At 57.9% G+C, this 15,195-nt stretch carries 15 protein-coding genes; 6 read left to right on the forward strand and 9 right to left on the reverse strand.

Annotation, left to right across the window (positions count from 1 at the left end):
• Positions 1–49: 49 nt before the first annotated feature.
• Positions 50–1,225 carry a glycosyltransferase gene (locus I6G83_RS08595; protein ID WP_054306512.1) on the reverse strand — a complete coding sequence of 392 codons (1,176 nt, stop codon included), beginning with the start codon at positions 1,223–1,225 and terminating at the stop codon, positions 50–52.
• Positions 1,226–1,931: 706 nt separating this feature from the next.
• Here I6G83_RS08595 and I6G83_RS08600 point away from each other — a divergent pair.
• A complete protein-coding gene (locus tag I6G83_RS08600) occupies positions 1,932–2,276 on the forward strand; it encodes a DUF4156 domain-containing protein (RefSeq protein WP_015344273.1) in 345 nt (114 codons plus the stop codon).
• Positions 2,277–2,342: 66 nt separating this feature from the next.
• Here the strand turns inward: I6G83_RS08600 and epmB are convergent, their stop codons facing one another.
• A complete protein-coding gene (gene epmB, locus I6G83_RS08605) occupies positions 2,343–3,386 on the reverse strand; it encodes an EF-P beta-lysylation protein EpmB (RefSeq protein ID WP_054306511.1) in 1,044 nt (347 codons plus the stop codon).
• Positions 3,387–3,427: 41 nt separating this feature from the next.
• Here epmB and efp point away from each other — a divergent pair, with 41 nt between their 5' ends.
• The 4 genes from efp (at position 3,428) to sugE (ending at position 4,963) form a co-directional block, all read left to right on the forward strand.
• On the forward strand, positions 3,428–3,994 hold the full coding sequence (gene efp / locus I6G83_RS08610; RefSeq protein ID WP_015344275.1) for an elongation factor P: 567 nt from the start codon (positions 3,428–3,430) through the stop codon (positions 3,992–3,994).
• A gap of 69 nt (positions 3,995–4,063) precedes the next feature.
• On the forward strand, positions 4,064–4,195 hold the full coding sequence (locus I6G83_RS08615) for an entericidin A/B family lipoprotein (protein WP_041411700.1): 132 nt from the start codon (positions 4,064–4,066) through the stop codon (positions 4,193–4,195).
• 105 nt (positions 4,196–4,300) lie between these two features.
• On the forward strand, positions 4,301–4,432 hold the full coding sequence (locus I6G83_RS08620; protein ID WP_054306510.1) for an entericidin A/B family lipoprotein: 132 nt from the start codon (positions 4,301–4,303) through the stop codon (positions 4,430–4,432).
• Between the two features lie 213 nt (positions 4,433–4,645).
• Positions 4,646–4,963, forward strand: a complete 318-nt coding sequence (gene sugE, locus I6G83_RS08625; protein ID WP_015344277.1) for a quaternary ammonium compound efflux SMR transporter SugE — start codon at positions 4,646–4,648, stop codon at positions 4,961–4,963.
• Positions 4,964–5,012: 49 nt separating this feature from the next.
• On the opposite strand, the gene frdD is transcribed toward sugE, so the two are convergent.
• Genes frdD through frdA form a run of 4 tightly spaced genes read right to left on the reverse strand, consistent with a single transcriptional unit; the run spans position 5,013 to position 8,317 of the window.
• Positions 5,013–5,372 (reverse strand): fumarate reductase subunit FrdD, encoded by a 360-nt coding sequence (gene frdD, locus I6G83_RS08630; protein ID WP_015344278.1) that lies wholly within the window; start codon positions 5,370–5,372, stop codon positions 5,013–5,015.
• A 12-nt stretch (positions 5,373–5,384) separates the two neighbouring features.
• Positions 5,385–5,777, reverse strand: a complete 393-nt coding sequence (gene frdC, locus I6G83_RS08635) for a fumarate reductase subunit FrdC (RefSeq protein ID WP_054306509.1) — start codon at positions 5,775–5,777, stop codon at positions 5,385–5,387.
• Positions 5,778–5,793: 16 nt separating this feature from the next.
• The gene (locus I6G83_RS08640) at positions 5,794–6,528 is read right to left on the reverse strand and encodes a succinate dehydrogenase/fumarate reductase iron-sulfur subunit (protein ID WP_054306508.1); all 735 of its coding nucleotides are present in this window, start codon (positions 6,526–6,528) and stop codon (positions 5,794–5,796) included.
• Entirely contained in the window at positions 6,521–8,317 is a 1,797-nt protein-coding gene (gene frdA, locus I6G83_RS08645; RefSeq protein ID WP_054306507.1) for a fumarate reductase (quinol) flavoprotein subunit, read from the reverse strand. The genes I6G83_RS08640 and frdA overlap by 8 nt, the downstream gene beginning before the upstream one ends.
• A gap of 393 nt (positions 8,318–8,710) precedes the next feature.
• On the opposite strand from frdA, the gene epmA reads away from it, so the two are divergent.
• Complete coding sequence (gene epmA / locus I6G83_RS08650; protein ID WP_054306506.1) at positions 8,711–9,688, forward strand: elongation factor P--(R)-beta-lysine ligase; 978 nt, start codon at positions 8,711–8,713, stop codon at positions 9,686–9,688.
• A gap of 63 nt (positions 9,689–9,751) precedes the next feature.
• Here the strand turns inward: epmA and mscM are convergent, their stop codons facing one another.
• From mscM to rsgA, 3 genes are all read right to left on the reverse strand, one after another.
• Positions 9,752–13,117, reverse strand: coding sequence for a miniconductance mechanosensitive channel MscM (gene mscM / locus I6G83_RS08655; protein ID WP_054306505.1), 3,366 nt, complete (start codon positions 13,115–13,117; stop codon positions 9,752–9,754).
• A gap of 12 nt (positions 13,118–13,129) precedes the next feature.
• Positions 13,130–14,026, reverse strand: coding sequence for an archaetidylserine decarboxylase (gene asd, locus I6G83_RS08660; protein WP_015344284.1), 897 nt, complete (start codon positions 14,024–14,026; stop codon positions 13,130–13,132).
• A 77-nt stretch (positions 14,027–14,103) separates the two neighbouring features.
• The gene (gene rsgA / locus I6G83_RS08665) at positions 14,104–15,153 is read right to left on the reverse strand and encodes a small ribosomal subunit biogenesis GTPase RsgA (RefSeq protein ID WP_054306504.1); all 1,050 of its coding nucleotides are present in this window, start codon (positions 15,151–15,153) and stop codon (positions 14,104–14,106) included.
• Positions 15,154–15,195 lie beyond the last annotated feature (42 nt).

Raw genomic sequence — 15,195 nt, forward strand, 5'->3', positions numbered from 1 at the left:
ATACATTTCATGCGCTTAATCATTAGTAACGCTCATGAAATATATCACGTTAACCCATGAGTAAACGTTCCAGCGCATCGTTTCGTTCTTTGTTCTCTTCACTTAGCCGCGAGGCGTAAAAAGCACAGTTATTATCATTGGTAACCGACTTTTTAATCATATGCCTCAACGCATTTATATCGCCGCCTTTAACGCCACAGCCTATTCTTTCGAGAGAGCTTGCGTTTTCGAACTGATCAAAGGCTTTTGGGTAGATTAACTGAGGTATGCCGTTTTTAAGCAGTTGGGCACTGGTGCCGATGCCGCCGTGGTGAATGGCAAACAGACATCCTTTGATGCTATCCATATTAAGGTAAGGTGTTCTGATGACATTTTCTTCAACGTGGATGCTGTCGAGGGTGGGGGTGACCAGTACACATTTCAAACCTTCATCTTTCAGACTGCTTAAGACATGATTTATGCCTGCTTCATCAGACAATGCCCAACTGGTGAAGAAAACCACCGTTTTTTTGTCCACAAAGCGGTTGATTATCGGAGCGTGGTCTAATGTCCGGTTTTTATTTAACAGGAACCCCATATAAAATCCGTGCTGCGGTTTTTTTTCGTAGAACCAAGGCTCATACAAAATAATAGGATTCAAGCGCCTATCTACCAGGTCGGTATAGATGTTTTTATCGGCTGGGAGGTTCTCTGATTTTCTTATCGAGGCGATGACCTCCTGTAACAGCGGAGAAACCAGGCGGCGTCTAAAGAGTTCAGCCTTCAGGTTCAATGAGGTGCCGAGCTTTCTTTCCAACCAGCTAATAAATTTCCCCGGGCAGAGTTTAAGGTTGGCGTTGGTAAGGCTTATCGGGAATCGTTTTAACGAATATTTTTCGCTAACCACCTTGGCTGAGAATACCCAAAGAGAATGAATAATTACACAATTATCATTTACCAACCTCTCGATTGAATGAAACATACCAACCTGATAATTAGCCATGTATGCAGATATTTTTATTAATGAGGTTTTCTTCTCCCATAGCTGGCTGTCACGTACTGAACGGATAAAGTCCTCTTTACTGCCTACTGCTGAAAAGGAAAGATTGCGAGACTCAACGTAATCTTTGAAGTATTCATTGGTAAGTATATGCACATCATGGTTTCTTTCTTTTAATATCGCGCCAATTTCGATGCATGGGTAAACATCGCCAGAGGACCCCAGGGCGCATATTATCACTCTCATATCACCATCCTGTCTTGTCGAATCAATATTTTAGTTTGTTATCCAAGGCTTTCCTGCCTGTCCAATATTCACTGATTGATTTTTGCTGTTATTTAATGGCTTCTGCACCCAGAGAATGATCGGAGGGGCTCTTAAGCGACATCTCAGCGATTGAACCGCATAAATACTTAGCGTATTAATATTTGCCAGCGTCCTTTATCGGTCAGCGACCCGCCGTGTCACCTTAAAAACATTAGATACATTAATATATGCTATGGCGCAGGAATTTGCCTAAGAAAAGACTCGTAACCGTCACTTTTTTTAATTTCTTTATGGATGCTCGTAACATTATGAATACTATGAAGTTAAGTTTTACGTCATCCGTTCTTCGGCGCATTTATCCCGATGCCGTTTGGCTGGCGGTTTTGGATTGGGGACGATTCTGGCTGGCCTGGGGCGGGCGAGTTTGCTGACGGGAGCGCGCGGCTTGCCGCATCGGTTGCACGGAGCGTATCGGCGGGCAGTTGGCGGTGTTGATTTTTACGAGGCGCTGGCGCACAGGGTTTGGCGATATTTTTACCGGCCGGACGGAATTAGCGTGTAAACTGTTACCTCATCAACTGTCGCTCTATGCGTTGACCAAGTATACGTGGCAACGGAAGCTTAAGAGGTAGCATTGCTTTCTGATAAGCTTTTGCGTAATTCTCAACATTATATGGGGAACAAGATGCGGACTACAGCCTTACTGGGACTTTCGGCGGCGCTGCTGCTGGCAGGATGCAGCACCACTCATCAACTGACCAGCGCAGGTCAGCAGGTTAAATTTACCGATACCAAACCGGCGGCGGAATGCCAGCTGGTGGGGGAAGTCACCGGCACGCAGAGCAACTGGCTGTCCGGCAGTAATGCAGAAAGCGGCGGCCTGCGCGGTGCGGCCAACGACCTGCGCAACAAGGCGGCTGAAATGGGCGGCAACGTGATTTACGGTGCGACTAGCCCGAGCCAGAATCTGCTCTCCAGCTTCGCCCCTCTGGACAGCAAAATGATGGGCCAGGTTTATAAATGCCCATAACGGCCCCGGGCCGTTAACCACCGAGATAAAAAAAGAGGAGTGCCTGGGCATTCCTCTTTTTTTCGCTTAAGGCTGCGGCGCCGCGTCTTGCGTCAGCCGCAGATCCAGCGGCGTTTTGCTCGGCTCGCCGCCGATTTCGCGCGTCAGGCGCGGCACCAGATAGCCGGATACCTTGCTCAGTAGCTGCTGCATGATGCGGCGCGCCTCGTCATCGCTGACCATAAAGTGGGCGGCGCCCTGCACCTTATCCAGCACATGGATATAATAGGGTAGAATACCGGCGTCAAACAGGGCGTTGCTCAGCGTCGCCAACGTATCGGCGTCGTCGTTCACGCCGCGCAGCAGCACGCTCTGATTAAGCAGGGTAACGCCGGCACGGCGCAGCTGCGCCATGCTGGCCGCCAGCGCCGCATCAATCTCATTGGCGTGGTTAATGTGCGTCACCATCAGCACCTGCAAACGCGAGCGGGACAGGCGCTGGCAGAGCTCAGGCGTGATGCGCGCCGGGATCACCACCGGTAAACGGCTGTGGATGCGCAGACGTTTCACGTGCGGGATGGCTTCCAGCTCGCCGATCAGCCAGTCGAGCTCATGATCTTTTGCCATCAGCGGGTCGCCGCCGGAGAAGATGATCTCGTCCAGCTCCGGCTGTTGGCGAATATAGTCCAGCGCCTGGCGCCAGTTGGCTTTATTACCCTGGTTATCCTGATAAGGGAAGTGGCGGCGGAAGCAGTAACGGCAGTTGACGGCGCAGCCGCCTTTAACCAGCAGCAGGGCGCGGTTGCGGTATTTGTGCAACAGGCCGGGCACCACGCTGCGCTGTTCGTCCAGCGGGTCGGTGGTAAAGCCGGCGGCGGTCACGAACTCATCGCTGGCGGTCAATACCTGGCGCAGCAGCGGGTCGGCGGCGTCGCCGGTACGCATGCGGGCAGCGAAAGCGCGCGGTACGCGCAGCGGGAACAGGCGGCGCGCATCGCGTCCCTGAGGCAGTTCCGGATGTGTGTTCAGTGACAGAAGCCGCAGCAATTCATCGGGGTCGGTAATAACATCGGCGAGTTGATGCAACCAATCTTCTCTATCTGCGATGTTTTGGGTTACAATATGTGCCATTTTTTTGGCTAAGCTACCAATTTAAAATTCAGAGGGCCATTATGGCGACTTATTCTAGCAACGATTTCCGTCCGGGTCTTAAAATCATGATCGAGGGCGAACCTTACGCTGTGGAATCCAGCGAGTTCGTGAAACCAGGTAAAGGCCAGGCTTTCGCACGCGTTAAAATGCGTCGTCTGCTGACCGGCACCCGCGTAGAGAAAACCTTCAAATCCACCGACTCGGCCGAAGGCGCGGACGTGATGGATATGAACCTGACTTACCTGTACAACGACGGTGAGTTCTACCACTTCATGAACAACGAAACCTTCGAGCAGCTGGCTGCGGATCAGAAAGCCATCGGCGACAACGCCAAGTGGCTGCTGGATCAGGCAGAGTGCATCGTGACCCTGTGGGACGGCCGTCCTATCGCCGTTACCCCGCCGAACTTCGTTGAGCTGGAAATCGTTGATACCGATCCAGGCCTGAAAGGCGATACCGCAGGCACCGGCGGCAAACCTGCCACGCTGTCTACCGGCGCCGTGGTTAAAGTGCCGTTGTTCGTACAGATTGGCGAAGTGATCAAAGTTGACACTCGCTCTGGCGAATACGTATCACGCGTTAAGTAAGCATCAAAGCGGGGGAGTCATCGGATTCCCCCGTTTTATTTTAATCCCTTGATAGTTGGCAGAATTTGCATGATGAAGAAAACTCTGTTGGCCGTTATTTCCCTGACGCTGCTGCTGTCGCTCAGCGGTTGCAACACCTTCCGCGGCTTTGGCCAGGACGTTCAGCATCTTGGCGGCGCGATTTCCCGCGGTGCGAGCTAAATCGCCTCCCGTAACAGCCGGCCCCATTTCCTTGCGCAACGCCCGCCAATATTGACTACGCTTAGAGAGCCGTATCTTTTCATCACTGATAAATAAGGAAGTCTTATGCTGAAGAAAAGTATCCTTGCGATGTGCTCCGTGCTGTTCCTGTTTTCGCTGACCGCGTGTAATACGACCGAAGGCATCGGTAAGGATGTTCAGGCCGGCGGCGAGGCGATTCAACGCAGCGCGCAATAGCGTCATGCTCTAATGTCTGTGGTATTCCATTAGCAATCACGGGCGTTGTTCTCTGTTCCCCGGCGGTGGAATACCCTGTATATACTGCGGCAGCGGTATATTCCGCAGGCGCCATTTTGGTTATATAATCCCTGCTTCACCCTGCCAGGTTGGACGACCTTCCTGCGCTTCCTGATGTCCGGGGACGACCCCACCTAATCCTGGAGCCGTTTCATGGCGTGGATCATTCTTGTTTTTGCCGGTTTACTGGAAGTTGTCTGGGCGATAGGCCTGAAATATACCCACGGTTTTACCCGTCTGACGCCAAGCATTATTACGATAGTTGCGATGGTGGTCAGCATGCTGCTGCTGGCGAATGCGATGAAAACGCTGCCGGCCGGCACCGCCTACGCGGTATGGACCGGCATCGGCGCGGTGGGCGCGGCGGTGATGGGCATGATATTGCTGGGCGAGTCGACCAACCTGATGCGCATCCTCAGCCTGTGCCTGATTATTGTCGGGATTCTGGGGCTGAAATTCAGCAGCCATTGAGGCGATAAACGCAGAGGGCGGCCGGATGGCGTGGCCGCCCGTTGAGGGTTTACAGCGTGACGACGCCGATCAGCGTGACGACGCTGAGGATGGCCGCCAGGCCGTAGAATACCCACTTGCCGGCCGGCACGTGGATTTTCAGGTCGTGCATCGCGTGATGGATGCGGTGCAGACCACACCACAGCGGCAAGATGATCATCAGCAGCAGGAACAGACGGCCGACAAGGCTCTGGCAGAACGCCAGTACGCGCTCATAGCCCAGCGCTTCACCGGGAAACAGCCCCAGCGGCAGCAAAATGCCCAGCAGCAGCACGATCACCGGGGCCACGATGGCGCCCCACATGCCGCCGGCGCCGAACAGGCCCCAGAAAATCGGCTCGTCGGAGCGTTTAGGTGCGTGGTTAATCATATTTCCTCCCAATTACAGTAGCGCGACGGCGAGAACGACCAGCGTGAGCAGAATGGTCACCGCCCACAGGGCTTTGACGATCGGGCCGGGGCCCATCTTTTCGCCGTTGACCACGATATTGGCCGCCTTAGGCGCCAGATCGAACCAGGTTTTGGTATGCAGCAGCGCCGCCAGCAGAGCGATGATATTAATCAGCAGCACCAGCGGGTTTTGCAGGAAACCGACGAACCCTGCCCAGCTTTCCGCGTCGCCCTTCAGGGAAAAGACGCCGTAAATCATCAGGATGCTGAACCAAACCGCCGGCACCGAGGTGCCTTCACGCAGCATATAGAAGCGGTAGAACCCCAGTTTTTGCCACCAGTTGGGCGCCATGGCGCGCACATAAGGCTTACGTTGTGTTGTCATTGCACTCTCCTCTCCCTTATTGCGGCTTCAGCATGGCTATCATAAAGTCGGTGGCGCTTTCAACTTTGCCCTGTTGAATCGCGGCGGCCGGGTCGACGTGTTTCGGACAGACTTCAGAGCAGTAACCGACAAAGGTGCAGCTCCAGACGCCGTTCTGACCGTTGAGCTGCGGCATACGCTGCTTTTTACCGTGGTCGCGGTTGTCGAGGTTATAGCGGTGCGCCAGCGTAATGGCGGCCGGGCCGATAAACTCAGGGTTCAGGCCGAACTGCGGGCAGGCGGCGTAGCACAAACCGCAGTTGATGCAGCCGGAGAACTGGTGGTACTTCGCCATCTGCGCCGGCGTTTGCACGTTGGGGCCGTCTTCCGGTTTGCGTTCATTGCCGATGATATACGGCTTGATGGCCTCCAGGCTTTCGATAAAGTGGGTCATATCGACCACCAGATCGCGTTCGATCGGGAAGTTGCCTAGCGCCTCGACCTTCATGCCGTCGGCGTAGTCGCGCAGGAAAGTTTTACACGCCAGCTTCGGCACACGGTTGACCATCATGCCGCAGGAGCCGCAGATCGCCATGCGGCACGACCAGCGGTAGGACAGGTCCGGCGCCAGGTGATCCTTGATATAACCCAGCGCATCCAGCAGCGAGGTCTGCTCGTCATAAGGCACGCTATAGGTCGCGAAATGCGGTGCGTCATCGCTTTCCGGGTTATAACGCATGACCTCGATTTTCAGCGTTTTCATCTCAGCCATTCGCCTGCTCCTTCTCCTTTTTCTCCTGCGCATCGGCCTCGGCGCCATAGACACGCTTGGCCGGCGGCAGCTTGGTAATTTTCACATCGCTGTACTCCAGGCGCGGCGCGCCGTCGGCGTTGTGGAACGCCAGCGTATGTTTAAGGAAGTTGACGTCATCACGCTCGGTGCAGCCGTCATCCAGCCGCTGGTGGGCGCCGCGCGACTCTTTGCGGTTAAAGGCGGAGTGCGCCATGCATTCCGCCACGTTCAGACCGTGCTGCAGTTCGATGGTGTACAGCAGGTCGGTGTTGAATACGCTGGAGCGGTCGGCAATCCTGACGTGTTTCACGCGCTCCTTCAGCTCCGCCAGCTTGTCGATGGTTTTCTGCATCAGCTCCGGCGTCCGGTAGATGCCGCAGCCTTCTTCCATCGACAGGCCCATTTCGTCGCGGATCGCCGACCAGCTTTCGTCGCCTTCCTGTGCCAGCAGGTCGTGGAGGCGCTGCTCAACGTCGCGGCTTTGCGCCTCCAGCGCGCCGCCGTTGGCCGGCGCGCTCTCCTGCGCGCGCTGCGCGGCGTGTTCGCCCGCCACGCGGCCAAACACCACCAGTTCCGCCAGCGAGTTGGAGCCGAGCCGGTTGGCGCCGTGCAGACCGACGGATGAGCATTCGCCCACCGCATACAGACCCTTGATGCGGGTTTCGCAATTCTGGTCGGTTTCAATGCCGCCCATGGTGTAGTGCGCGGTCGGGCGCACCGGAATCGGTTCTTTCACCGGGTCGACGCCGACGTAGGCCTTGGCCAGTTCGCAAATAAACGGCAGACGTTCGAGCAGCTTCTTCTCGCCGAGGTGGCGCAGATCCAGATACACCACGTCACCGCGCGGCGTAGCGATGGTGCGGCCGGCGCGCCATTCGTGCCAGAAGGCCTGGGAGACTTTGTCGCGCGGCCCCAGCTCCATATATTTGTTCTTCGGCTCGCCGAGCGGCGTCTCCGGCCCCATGCCGTAATCCTGCAGATAGCGATAGCCGTCTTTGTTCACCAGAATGCCGCCTTCGCCGCGGCAGCCTTCGGTCATCAGGATGCCAGAGCCGGGCAGGCCGGTGGGGTGATACTGCACAAACTCCATATCGCGCAGCGGCACGCCGTGGCGGAAGGCGATGCCCATGCCATCGCCGGTCACGATGCCGCCGTTGGTGTTGTAGCGGTAAACGCGGCCGGCGCCGCCGGTGGCCATCACCACCGCGTTGGCGCGGATCTGCACGCGGGTGCCTTCCATCATATTGATGGCGACCAGGCCGCGCGCCTGACCGTCATCGACCAGAATATCGAGGACAAAATGCTCATCAAAGCGCTGGATTTGCGGGTATTTCAGCGAGGTCTGGAACAGGGTGTGCAGCATATGGAAGCCGGTTTTATCGGCCGCGAACCAGGTGCGTTCGATCTTCATGCCGCCAAAACGGCGCACGTTGACCGAACCGTCTTCCCTGCGGCTCCATGGACAGCCCCATTGCTCCAACTGGGTCATTTCCCGCGGGCATTGGTGCACAAAGTGATCCACCACGTCCTGTTCGCACAGCCAGTCGCCGCCGGCGACGGTATCGTTGAAGTGATAATCGTAGGCGTCGTGCGCCTGGGTGACGGCGGCAGAACCGCCCTCGGCGGCCACCGTGTGGCTGCGCATGGGGTAGACTTTTGACACCAGGGCAATTTTTAAGGCGGGGTTGGCTTCCGCGGCGGCGATCGCCGCACGTAAACCCGCGCCCCCGGCGCCAATAATGGCGAGATCGGCGTTAAAGGTTTGCACTGCACTCCTCCAGTATTCTTGTCAGAACGGCTGATTAACTTTCAATGCTTAAAATTCAGGAATAATTCGGATGCTAATTAAACGCCGGTAATTTATGGCGTTAGCCCCACGCACAGATAACACCCGGCAAATATAGGGCTTTAATATACCCAAAGTTGAGTAGGTGAAATTTGATGTGATCGATTATTTTGTCGATTAGTGCGCTTGCCGGAGGCCCGACTGTAAAAAGCGGCGTCTTGCTCCCATTTCGCTTCTATTTGTCTTATTCGCAGCGGTTTATATAGCCGTTATCGTTTTTATGTTTTTAATTGGCGGTCTTGCTGCTGCAAGAATTTGTTTGCCCGGCGGGATGCGAGTAGACTGCATGCCCTGTTTGATTTCGGAGTAATTACCATGAGCGAAGCGGCAAGCTGGCAGCCAAGTGCACCTATCGCCAATTTGTTGAAACGCGCAGCGATTCTCGCTGAGATCCGGCGCTTTTTCGCCGATCGCGGCGTATTAGAGGTGGAGACGCCGGCGATGAGCCAGGCAACCGTCACCGATGTCCATCTGGTCCCGTTCCAGACGCAGTTTGTTGGCCCGGGCGCGGCGGATGGCATGACGCTGTACATGATGACCAGCCCGGAATATCACATGAAGCGTCTGCTGGCGGCCGGCAGCGGCCCGATTTATCAGTTGGGGCGCGCCTTCCGCAATGAAGAAGCCGGACGTCACCACAATCCTGAGTTCACCATGCTGGAGTGGTACCGGCCGCATTACGATATGTACCGGCTGATGAATGAAGTGGATGACTTATTACAGCAGGTGCTGGACTGCGATAGCGCGGAAACCCTCTCCTATCAACAGGCGTTCCAGCGTCATCTGGAGATCGACCCGCTGTCGGCGGATAAGGCGCAGCTGCGTGAAGCCGCCGCCAAGCTGGATCTGAGCAATATTGCCGAGACGGAAGAGGATCGCGATACGCTGCTGCAGATGCTGTTCACCTTCGGCGTAGAGCCGCACATCGGCCGTGAGAAGCCGGCGTTCGTCTACCATTTCCCGGCGTCGCAGGCGGCGTTGGCGGAGATCAGCACCGAGGATCACCGCGTGGCGGAGCGTTTTGAGGTGTACTTTAAGGGCATTGAGCTGGCGAACGGCTTCCGCGAGCTGACCGACAGCAGTGAACAGCGTCAGCGTTTTGAGCAGGATAACCGCAAGCGCGCCGCCCGCGGCCTGCCGCAGCAGCCGATCGACTATCACCTGCTGGAGGCATTGAGCCACGGTATGCCGGAGTGCGCCGGCGTAGCGCTGGGGGTGGATCGTCTGGTGATGCTGGCGCTGGGGGCGGAAAGCCTGAGTGACGTGCTTGCCTTCCCGGTGACGCGCGCCTGACGGGCAGCCTGTTGCACAGGGCAATAAAAAGGCCGACATCGATGATGTCGGCCTTTTTTATGCTTACAGCCCGCCGGAGTCGCGCTTGGTGCTCGGCGTCGGCGTGGAGGAGACCGCGCGGCCGTCGTGATTGGTAATGCGCGACAGGGTGTCGGTGCGCACCTGGAACGGCGGGTAAGGCAGGGTAATGCCGTGCTCGCGGTAGCCGGCCAGGATCAGCTGGTGCATCTCGTGGCGCAGCGGCATACGGTGGCCCATTTCGGCGGCGTAGATACGCAGTTCGAAGATCTGAATACCCTGCTGCAGATCCACCAGGTAGACTTCCGGCGGCGGGGTATCCAGCACCAACGAACAGCGGCGGGCGGCGTCGGTGAGGATTTTAGTCACTTCCTCGCTGTTGGCCTCCGCCGGCGCCGGCACGGTCAGCACCACGCGGGTGATGGCGTCGGACAGCGACCAGTTGACGAACTGCTCGGTGATAAACGCCTTGTTCGGCACGATGATCTCTTTGCGGTCCCAGTCGGAAATCGTGGTGGCGCGGGTATTGATTTTGGTGACGCTGCCGGTCAGGTTGCGGATCGTGACGGTATCGCCGATGCGGATCGGTTTTTCAAACAAAATGATCAGGCCGGAGATAAAGTTGGAGAAGATCTCCTGCATACCGAAACCGAGGCCGAAGGTCAGCGCGGTGACCACCCACTGCAGTTTCGACCATTCGATCCCGATCCAGGAGAAGCTGAGGATGGCGCCGATCAGCAGCAGCAGATATTTGGTGATGGTGGTAATGGCGTAGCCGGTGCCGGGGGACAGATCCAGGTGCTGCAGCACCGCCAGCTCTAGCAGCGCGGGCAGGTTGCGCACCAGCTGGGTGGTCACCATGATCACCAGCACCGCGATCAGCACCGCGCCGAGGGTGATCGACTGGACGCTGTCCACGCCGTTGCTGGTGGAGGTCACATTCCACAGCGAGATATTTTCCAGGAAGGCGAAGGCGGAGTGGATCTCCGACCACAGGAAGATCACCGACACCAGTGCGATCATCGTCAGGATCGAACGCACCAGCCGCAGCGACTGGGCGCTGATCGCATCCAGATCGATCTCGGTTTCATCGATATCGATGCTGCCTTCATTACTGCCGGTAACGTGCGTATTACTGGTTTCATCCTCGCCGCGCGCACGCTGGGCCAGAATTTCGGCGCGCCGCTGTTTGGCGCGGTCGAAGGCGATGCGCCGACGCTGAATCAGCATCCAGCGGCGGATAATGTGGTAGACCACCAACAGGAAGAACCAGATGGCGACCGAGGTTTCCAGCCGCGCCAACAGCGCCTGGGCGGTGGCGAGGTAGCCGATAGTGGACGCCAGCGCCGCCAGCAGCGGCGCAGACATCAGTACGCCCCACAGCGCGGTGTTCACCATGTTTTCGCCGGAGCCTTTCTTATCCAGATAGAGCGGGATACCGGCGCGCTTGAGGCTGCTGGTCACCAGCAGCAGGGCGACGCACAGCAGGATAAAGCACAGGCGTCCCAGGGTATTGGAGAACTCGCGGTCGTTGAGGTTATCGAAGGTGATCAGCGCCATAATCAGCGGCACAATCAGCCAGATAGACATCTTGTAATAGCGCATGGCGCGTGAAACCTGCCGCACCGGCCAGCCGAAGTGCACGATAAACAGGCCGCGCGGGTGGGCGAAGGTGGCGCTGATCATACAGACCCACAGGATCGGCAGGGTGGCGGTTACGCCGTCGCCGATCGCCACCGCGACCGGATAAGGCCAGGCGTTCTGCAGGCCGAAGCCCAGCGCCGCCCATAGCACCGGCAGCGGCAGCGCCACCAGAATCGACCAGAAGACGTTGCGCAGGGTCAGATAGAACTGATCCTGAGTGACCTTGCCGACCTTACTGCTCGAACGTTCCAGAAATGCGTGGTAGTGCTTGCGGGTGCTGATACTGAATATCACCAGCAGCAGGGCGCCGAAAATGGGCACCAGCGTGCTGCGGCTGGTCACCATCATCACAAAGGCGCCGCTCAGCTGCGACAGGGTATCCAGCGACAGCAGGCGGGTCAGGTCGTGCGCCACGTTGATCGGGTAGGCAAGCGTCAGCGGGCTGACGTCCGGCACCCAGAACAGATAACGGTGGGTGGCGTCTTTGATTTCGTTGAGCGCGTCGACCAGCTGCGTGTTGGCCACTTTCAGCTTGGTCAGCTCCAGAATTTGCGTATCGCAGCCGGACAACAGGGAGTTAAGCAGTTCGCGCTGGGTGCGCAGCTGCGCATCGATAATCTGCTTCTGGCCCGGCGTCAACTCGGAGCCGTCGTCCTGCTTGATGCTTTGTGCACGCTGCGGCAGTTTTTCCAGCTGGTTTTCAAACTGCAGACGCTGGACGCGCAGCTGCGCCATATCGCTATCCAGCTGCTGCGGCTTGGGCATTTCCGGCAGCGTCGACACCTGTGCGCGCAGCGTTTCGCCCAGCACCGGCGATGAGCCCAGCCACTGCGCCTGCTCGATGATGGTGCTCATCGCCTGACGTACCTGCAGGGTTTGCGAGGCGGCCTGGCGCTGCTGCGAAGAGATCAGATCCATACGCTGCGCCTGATTATTCAGCGCGGTGGAGAGTTCGCGGTTAATTTGCAGCTGTTCGCTGATGCTTTTCGGCAGTTCGCCGCTCTGTTCGGCCAGCTGTTCGGTTTTTTTCAGCGCCAGTTCGGCTTCGCGCTGGCGTTGGTTATTCAGGTTATTGCGCAGCGCCTGCAGCTGAACATCCAGCTTTTCATGCCGCTTTTTAAACACTTCGGCGCGCATGCGCGCCAGCTCCTGCCGGTTATTGGCCGACAGCTGAGCGAGATCCAGCTCGTTGACTTTGGCCTTGCGCGCGGCGGCTTCGGTCTGCAGCAGGTAAAGCTGCGCCAGCGCCTGCGGCTTGGTCGGGTTCGGCGGTAGCGCCTGCAGGCGGCGCTGGGTTTCGGTCAGCGTGCGCCGGGCTTCGGTCTGCTGCTGCGGCAACTGGCCGAGCGAGTCGCTGATTTCACGCGAACGGTCCTGCTCCTGCTGCATCAGGCGCGCCTGCTCCAACAGCTGGCTGCTGGTCTGCAGGATTTGCTGTTCCAGCTCGCTGGTGGGCAGATTGTCGCCGTTCGGCAGGATTTTAGCGCTTTCAACCGCTAACTGACGGCGCAGTTGCTGCGCCATCTTGGGAAAGTCGTCGATTACTTTCTGGTACTGTTCCGTACGCGTCAGGGATTCGGTGCGTTCGGCCAGCCGGTTGAGGGCGCTTTGCAGCGCCTCAACCGTTTCCGCCTGATTGGCTGCGTTTTTGTTGCTTTCTGCCTGTTTCAGCTCCTGTTTGAGCTGCGACTCGCTGGGCAGCGCCGCCGCCAGCGCCGGCTGAGCCAGTAAACAACCGAGCAATAACGTGGTGATAATCAGGCGCACGACATCATTCCTTTAGGTTTGCGGCGCTTCTGCCGCGTCGCGTGCGGTAGCCGCTTCGGCAAAGGCTTCACCCATACGGGTCACGGTGCCGTTGTTCAGGCGCGGTTCGAAATGCACGCTGTTGGCGGTAAACAGGTTGATCACCGTCGATCCCAGCTTAAAGCGGCCCATCTCTGCGCCTTTTGCCAGCGTCACCGCCTCGTCTGCGCCGGCCGCCGGGTAGGTCCAGCGCTTGATGATGCCTTCGCGCGGCGGGGTTACGGTGCCGGCCCATACGGTTTCAATGCTGCCGACGATGGTGGCGCCGACCAGGATTTGCACCATCGGCCCGAATGCGGTGTCGAAGACGCAGATCACGCGTTCATTACGGGCGAACAGGTTAGGCACGTTGGCGGCGGTCAGCGGGTTGACCGAGAACAGGTCGCCCGGCACGTAGATCATCTCGCGCAGCACGCCGTCGCACGGCATATGCACGCGGTGATAGTCGCGCGGCGCCAGGTACGTGGTGGCGAACAGGCCGTTGCGGAAGGTGTCCGCCAGCTGGTAGTTACCGGCCAGCAGCGCCTCGAGGCTGTAGTGGTGCCCCTTGGCCTGGAAGATCTGATCGTCGCGGATCAGGCCAAGCTGGCTGATGGCGCCGTCGGCCGGCAGCGCCAGCACGTTAGCGTCGCTGACGACAGGACGCGCGCCGTCGCGCAGCGGACGTACGAAGAATTCATTAAATGTGGCGTATGAGGTCAAATCCGGGTTCTGCGCTTCCTGCATATCCACGCGGTAATAGCGGGCGAACAGTTTTACCACCTGCTGTGTCAGCCAGCCGGCCTCTTTGTCTGCGCCCCAGCCGGCCAGACGGGTCAGCGCCAACTTCGGCAGCCAGTATTGTAATTTGATTTTGATGCTATCCAGCACGTTAACCTCTTAAAAAGGGGGTAAAAGGCGCGCATTGTAACGACCCGCAGATCGCTGTCAACGTTCGCCCGATGGTGTTAACCGTTGGCGTCCAGCAGGTTCTTGCGAACCTTGACCTGCGCCATACTTTCCAAAATGCGGTGATAATTGTCGAAGCGCTCTTCGGCGATATCGCCGCGCTCCACCGCGGCGCGGATGGCGCAGCCGGGATCGTTGTCGTGCTTGCAGTCGCGGAACTTGCAGCCGCCCAGGTAATCGCGGAATTCGACAAAGCCCTGGGTGATTTGTTCCGGCTCCAGGTGCCACAGGCCAAATTCGCGCACCCCCGGCGAGTCGATCACATCACCGCCGTGTTGGAAGTGGTACAACCGCGCCGCGGTGGTGGTGTGCTGCCCGAGGCCGGAGACGTCGGAGACGTCATTCACCAGAATCTGTTCGTCGGACGGCGGCAGCAGGGCGTTCAGCAGGCTGGATTTCCCGACGCCGGACTGCCCGGCAAAAATGCTGATGCGTCCCGCCAGCGCCTGTTCGAACTCCGCCATGCCCTCGCGGGTACGGCTGGACACTTCCAGCACCCGGTAGCCGATGTGGCGGTAAATATCCATCATGCCGTCAACCAGCTGGCGCGCTTCCGCGTCCAGCAGATCGATTTTGTTCAGCACGATCAGCGGCTCGACATCCAGCGTTTCGCAAGCCACCAGGTAGCGATCGATAATGTTCAGCGACAGCTCCGGCAGGATCGCCGACACGATCACGATCTGATCGATATTGGCGGCGATCGGTTTGACGCCGTCGTAGAAATCCGGCCGCGTCAGCACTGAGCTGCGCGCATGCACGGCTTCGACGATGCCTTTTACCCCTTCATGGCTGCCAAGGCCGGGGCGCCATACCACGCGGTCGCCGGTCACCAGCGAACGCAGGGTGCGACGAATATTGCAGCGATGCTGGCTACCGTCTGCTGCTTCAACGTCGGCGTGCATGCCAAAGCGGCTGATGACGATCCCCTCTTGCGGTTCACCCAATTGGCTATCGTCCAGTTCCGGTTTGTTATCAGTGCGCTTCAGGCGGCGCTGATGGTTCGCCTGCACCCGGCGTTGTTGACCTTTAGACAGTTTGTTTTTGCTCACTGCGCCTCACTCTTCGGCTTTATATCGCTCTATCGCTCGTTG

It is taken from the genome of Serratia rubidaea (assembly GCF_016026735.1).
GTDB lineage: Bacteria > Pseudomonadota > Gammaproteobacteria > Enterobacterales > Enterobacteriaceae > Serratia_B > Serratia_B rubidaea.

Excerpts from the sequence above, each read along its gene's own strand:
- I6G83_RS08595 (WP_054306512.1), bottom strand. The coding sequence starts at position 1,225 with ATGAGAGTGATAATATGCGCCCTGGGGTCCTCTGGCGATGTTTACCCA.
- I6G83_RS08600 (WP_015344273.1), top strand. The coding sequence starts at position 1,932 with ATGCGGACTACAGCCTTACTGGGACTTTCGGCGGCGCTGCTGCTGGCA.
- epmB (WP_054306511.1), bottom strand. The coding sequence starts at position 3,386 with ATGGCACATATTGTAACCCAAAACATCGCAGATAGAGAAGATTGGTTG.
- efp (WP_015344275.1), top strand. The coding sequence starts at position 3,428 with ATGGCGACTTATTCTAGCAACGATTTCCGTCCGGGTCTTAAAATCATG.
- I6G83_RS08615 (WP_041411700.1), top strand. The coding sequence starts at position 4,064 with ATGATGAAGAAAACTCTGTTGGCCGTTATTTCCCTGACGCTGCTGCTG.
- I6G83_RS08620 (WP_054306510.1), top strand. The coding sequence starts at position 4,301 with ATGCTGAAGAAAAGTATCCTTGCGATGTGCTCCGTGCTGTTCCTGTTT.
- sugE (WP_015344277.1), top strand. The coding sequence starts at position 4,646 with ATGGCGTGGATCATTCTTGTTTTTGCCGGTTTACTGGAAGTTGTCTGG.
- frdD (WP_015344278.1), bottom strand. The coding sequence starts at position 5,372 with ATGATTAACCACGCACCTAAACGCTCCGACGAGCCGATTTTCTGGGGC.
- frdC (WP_054306509.1), bottom strand. The coding sequence starts at position 5,777 with ATGACAACACAACGTAAGCCTTATGTGCGCGCCATGGCGCCCAACTGG.
- I6G83_RS08640 (WP_054306508.1), bottom strand. The coding sequence starts at position 6,528 with ATGGCTGAGATGAAAACGCTGAAAATCGAGGTCATGCGTTATAACCCG.
- epmA (WP_054306506.1), top strand. The coding sequence starts at position 8,711 with ATGAGCGAAGCGGCAAGCTGGCAGCCAAGTGCACCTATCGCCAATTTG.